We start from the raw sequence: 4,558 nt of genomic DNA, 5'->3' as shown, positions 1-4,558 counted from the left end.
AAAATAAAAACTCCACATAGAACTTATCTACATGATGCTTTTATACGATCCTAATTATATTTTTAACTTCCCTTAACTTAATTTAAAAATACATATTATCCGTAAATTCTTAACAATTTTGTATCTATTATGTAATACTTCCGTTAAAAATTTGTTGTATAATTGTAAGGTAATAATTTTAAACTCAGGGAGGAATATAATTGATAAATAATAAATCGATATTCAGCAGCACTACAAAAAAATCAGACAGTGCAGCTAAAAAAATCATTTTTATGCTAATTTTAGCAATAACATTTATAGCCGTATATATTTTAAATCAAAAAACACACTTAGTATCTGATGACTTCAGATATACTTTTTTATACGAGAACTTTTGGCCTAAGGAAAGTACACCTAGAATAACTGGTTTTACAGATATCTTTCATTCTATGTACAACCATTATTTTATGTGGGGCGGAAGAATCGTCGCTCATACAATGCTTCAATTTATACTTATGTTTGACAAGCAGGTCTTCAATATAGTTAATTCACTAGTATTCGTAGGCTTAGCCGTAGTTATTTATCTTCACTGTAATGTAAACAAAAGCATAAATCTTCCATTATTAGCTGGAATATGCCTTTGTCTATGGTTTTTTACGCCTAATTTTGGATTAACTGTACTTTGGGCTTCTGGTGCTTGTAATTATCTATGGTGTAGCCTTATCGTGCTTTTATTTTTGTTGCCGTACAAAAGATACATAGAGTTGTACGATACAGACAAGGATGGCGTGTTGAAAAATATTGGTATGCTTTTATTTGGTCTGATAGCTGGATGGACTAATGAAAATACAGGTGGAGCTATGATTTTCCTTATAATGATGTTTATGGTCTACTATAAATTTATCGGACTTAAAATTCCTAAATGGTCTATTTTAGGATTTTTATCAAGCTGTGTTGGATTCGTGCTTTTAGCGATTGCACCAGGGAACTCAGTTAGGAATGCTACTGCTCTAGAAAAAACACTAGATATAGTAGGTAATATAGTAAAAATAACTAAGTATACTTACAATATGTCAGTTGTTCTTTTTCTTTTATTTTTCATAGTATTGATATTCTTAATTTGGAATAATAGCAACAGAAATTTAGTAAGAGAACAAACTACATTATCTATAATGTACCTTTTAGCTGCTTTTGCTGGAATATATGTATTAGCTATATCTCCACAAATATCTATCAGAACGTGGTTTGGACCTGTAATGTTTATAATAATCGCTACAGGAAATTTATATGCAAATATATATATAAACAACAAAAACAAAAATTTAATTTATCCTCTATTAACTGCTTTACTAGTATTTACTTGTGTTCAATTTATGGTAGAATATAGAGTGGTTTATCGCGATATTGTAAAAACTTACGATGAAGTAAATTATCAAATAGAGACAATTAACGAAGAAAAAGCCAAAGGAAACTTAGATATAAAAGTAAAAAATATATCTATACCTCAAACTGACTACAACGCATTTTTAGGAACTAGATATATAATGGATAATCCAAAATCATGGTTTAACACATGGATGGCAAAATACTATGAAATAAATTCGATAGCAGGGGTGAAATAATTTTGAGGAAAAAAACACTATCAATAATAATACCGATGTACAATGAAGAAGAATCGCTCCCTTTTTTATACAATAGATTGACTGGTTTAGCCGATAATATAAAAGACTACGATATAGAATTTTTATTTGTAAACGATGGAAGTAAAGATAATTCTCTAGAAATTGTAAAACAACTTCATAAGGTTGACAAAAGAGTATGTTACTTAAATCTATCTAGAAATTTCGGCAAAGAGGTAGCAATGGGAGCCGCATTTGACTATGTAACTGGTGATGCAGTCGCAATAATAGATGCCGACTTACAGGATCCACCAGAATTAATAATCGAAATGCTAAAATACTACGAAGAGGGCTACGACGATGTATACGCCAAGAGAAGAAGCAGGGACGGTGAATCATGGCTTAAAAAATTTACATCAAAGGCATTTTACAAAGTACTACAGGCAGTATCTAGAGTTCCTATCCAAAAGGATACAGGAGATTTCAGACTACTGAGCAGACGAGCTATAGAAGCTCTAAAGGCATTTCCCGAGAAACAAAGATACACAAAGGGTATGTTTAGCTTAATAGGGTTTAAGAAAAAAGAAATTTTATTTGATAGAGACCCTAGAGTCGCTGGCACTACTAAATGGAATTACTTCAAGCTAATAGATTTAGCCATAGATGGAATAGTTTCATTTACTATAGCGCCACTTAGAATTGCAACCTTTCTAGGCTTGTTTACTGGAATCGGTGCATTTGCTTATATGATATTTATATTTGTTAGAACCTTAATTCAGGGTGTCGATGTTCCTGGATATGCGAGCACAATTTGTATCCTGCTGTTTGTCAGCTGTGTTCAGCTTATATCTCTAGGTATAATCGGAGAGTATCTAGGTAGAATATTTATAGAAGTCAAGGGAAGACCGTTGTACTTTGTAGAGGAATATTGTGGCAAATCAGCCATTGATTCTAGTGTTGATTCTGACTCTGATATTGCTATTTCTACAGCTAAATAACTATAAATAAAAGAGCTATATAGTAAAATTATGCTTTACGATATAGCTCTTTTAATATTAACTATTTAATAATGTATTTATAGTTGTTGAACCCTTTTTATATGGTGAATAAACAATATATTCATTGCCAGTCTTATCCTTGTAAATTACATAAGCTGATGCTGTTATTGCTTCATCAAATTGAGCTCTTGGTATACCTACTAAAGTTCCTAAATAAGTCACATAATTTTCTGTTTCATTTACTTCATAGTTTACTTTACCTACAGATTGAGCAATCTTAGGAGTATCTAGTGTTAATGATTCTCCTTCTGGTAGTAATTTAACTGGAAGTATTATAGTTCCTTTTTCTACTATTTCATCGCCATCATTGTAGATTTTAGTACCAAATCTTATACCGCTCTTATCATCTACTATTGCTTTAACTTGTGCTCCTAACATATCTACATGAGCCCATTTAGCCTTGTATGTTGTATCTTCTGTATATGTAGCACCTGATTTGTATTCTGTAGTTATATCGTCAGTATCCTTATACCATCCTACAAATGTATATCCCTCTTTTGTAGGAGTTTCTGGTGTATAGTCTAGTTGTTCATCTGCATTTATTGTTTTAACTACACTTGTAGTCCCATTATCTGCATCAAATATAATATTTCTTCGATTAACATATGAAAGTCTAAAGAATTCTACATCATATGATACAGTACCGAAGCTACCTGTAGCTGTAACATTATATACTTTACCATCTGTAAGAGAAAATCCTAAAGGTTTAAATATTATACAACCTGGTTGCCCATAGTAATCATTATTTACATAAAGATATCCATCTATTGATGAATCAGAAGAGAAATTCCATTCTTCACCTGTATTTTTACATGTAAGCTTTACTGTTACATCTGATGGATTTGATATATATTTTCCAATAGTTAAAGACCATGGAGTGTCTTTATCATAATACTCTATAGGTGTCATTTGAGCTGGCCATGCTACTTTATCAGTACTCAATTTACTGTAATCATGAGCATACATAGTTTGGTAAATTCCAACTTGACCAAATCCAGTAGCTTGCATAGTAGGGTTTAATATCCATCTTCTATGTCCTACTGTTTGTCTATTACTAGTACTCTTATCAACCATCCATCCATCTACAATAGCTCTATTTAAATCGTAATAAGTAGAATAAGCTATATTTCCCTTGTTACAACCTGTATAGCCTTTATTGTATAATTCATCGCTCATACCTTCTGGCTGATCTGGATAATGTGAAAGTTTATCATTTACAGCTAGTACTAATGCACCTGCTTGTGAATATTCATTGTATTTATCACTAAGCTTAACCTCAGAAAGCCCTGCGATATATCTCATTAGATTTAAAGTGTCCAAAGCTGAATTCAACGTTTCATCAGTTAATTTCCCAGGTGCATACGGTTGTGTTGTACTTGGTTCTTCTGAATATTGAGTCTTAAAATTTAAATCTATATTTTTTTGTTGAATATAATTATAGATTTCTTGCTTAGTATGTTTCTCTACGTCTAAACCTTGTACTTCTTCTGCACTTGCAAATACTACAGATGTCATTACCATTGATAAGCACAGAACGCTACAAATTAGTAATCTAGCTATTTTTTTCATAAGCTCTACCCCCTTTTGTTTCATATTAATATAGTAAATTATTATTTTTATCATTTCAATAATTAAAATTAAAATCCTTCTATAAGCATAGTAAAAATAAAATAAACCTTCCTAATATAAAACAAAAGAAGAGAACCTACAAAACAAATTTTTCCGGGATTAAATTTATTTTATTAGGTTCTCTTCTTTTAAATTGTTATATTACTTTAAAAGTATAGCCTTATTTTGAAAAATAATTCATTTTTTAAATACATATTTATTAAGGTAATAGCTGGTTTACACTTGTTAAACCATAATATAATTATAAATTAAAGAAACTTATCAAAAAGTACG

General features: G+C 30.7%; 3 protein-coding genes. 2 read left to right on the top strand and 1 reads right to left on the bottom strand.

Going from position 1 to position 4,558, the window contains the following annotated elements; all coding sequences use genetic code 11:
* Positions 1 to 200 precede the first annotated feature (200 nt).
* Both ACI3VO_RS06820 and ACI3VO_RS06815 read left to right on the top strand, forming a co-directional pair.
* The gene (locus ACI3VO_RS06820) at positions 201 to 1,601 is read left to right on the top strand and encodes a DUF3329 domain-containing protein (RefSeq protein WP_439757185.1); all 1,401 of its coding nucleotides are present in this window, start codon (positions 201 to 203) and stop codon (positions 1,599 to 1,601) included.
* 2 nt (positions 1,602 to 1,603) lie between these two features.
* The gene (locus ACI3VO_RS06815; RefSeq protein ID WP_439757184.1) at positions 1,604 to 2,596 is read left to right on the top strand and encodes a glycosyltransferase family 2 protein; all 993 of its coding nucleotides are present in this window, start codon (positions 1,604 to 1,606) and stop codon (positions 2,594 to 2,596) included.
* A gap of 57 nt (positions 2,597 to 2,653) precedes the next feature.
* Here the strand turns inward: ACI3VO_RS06815 and ACI3VO_RS06810 are convergent, their stop codons facing one another.
* Positions 2,654 to 4,225: an InlB B-repeat-containing protein gene (locus tag ACI3VO_RS06810; RefSeq protein WP_439757183.1), complete on the bottom strand. Its 1,572-nt coding sequence runs from the start codon at positions 4,223 to 4,225 to the stop codon at positions 2,654 to 2,656.
* Between the last annotated feature and the right edge of the window lie 333 nt (positions 4,226 to 4,558).

This window comes from Intestinibacter sp. (assembly GCF_051866655.1).
Lineage (GTDB): Bacteria > Bacillota > Clostridia > Peptostreptococcales > Peptostreptococcaceae > Intestinibacter.
This window is presented reverse-complemented; position numbering and strand designations above follow the sequence as displayed.

Excerpts from the sequence above, each read along its gene's own strand:
- ACI3VO_RS06810 (WP_439757183.1), bottom strand. The coding sequence starts at position 4,225 with ATGAAAAAAATAGCTAGATTACTAATTTGTAGCGTTCTGTGCTTATCA.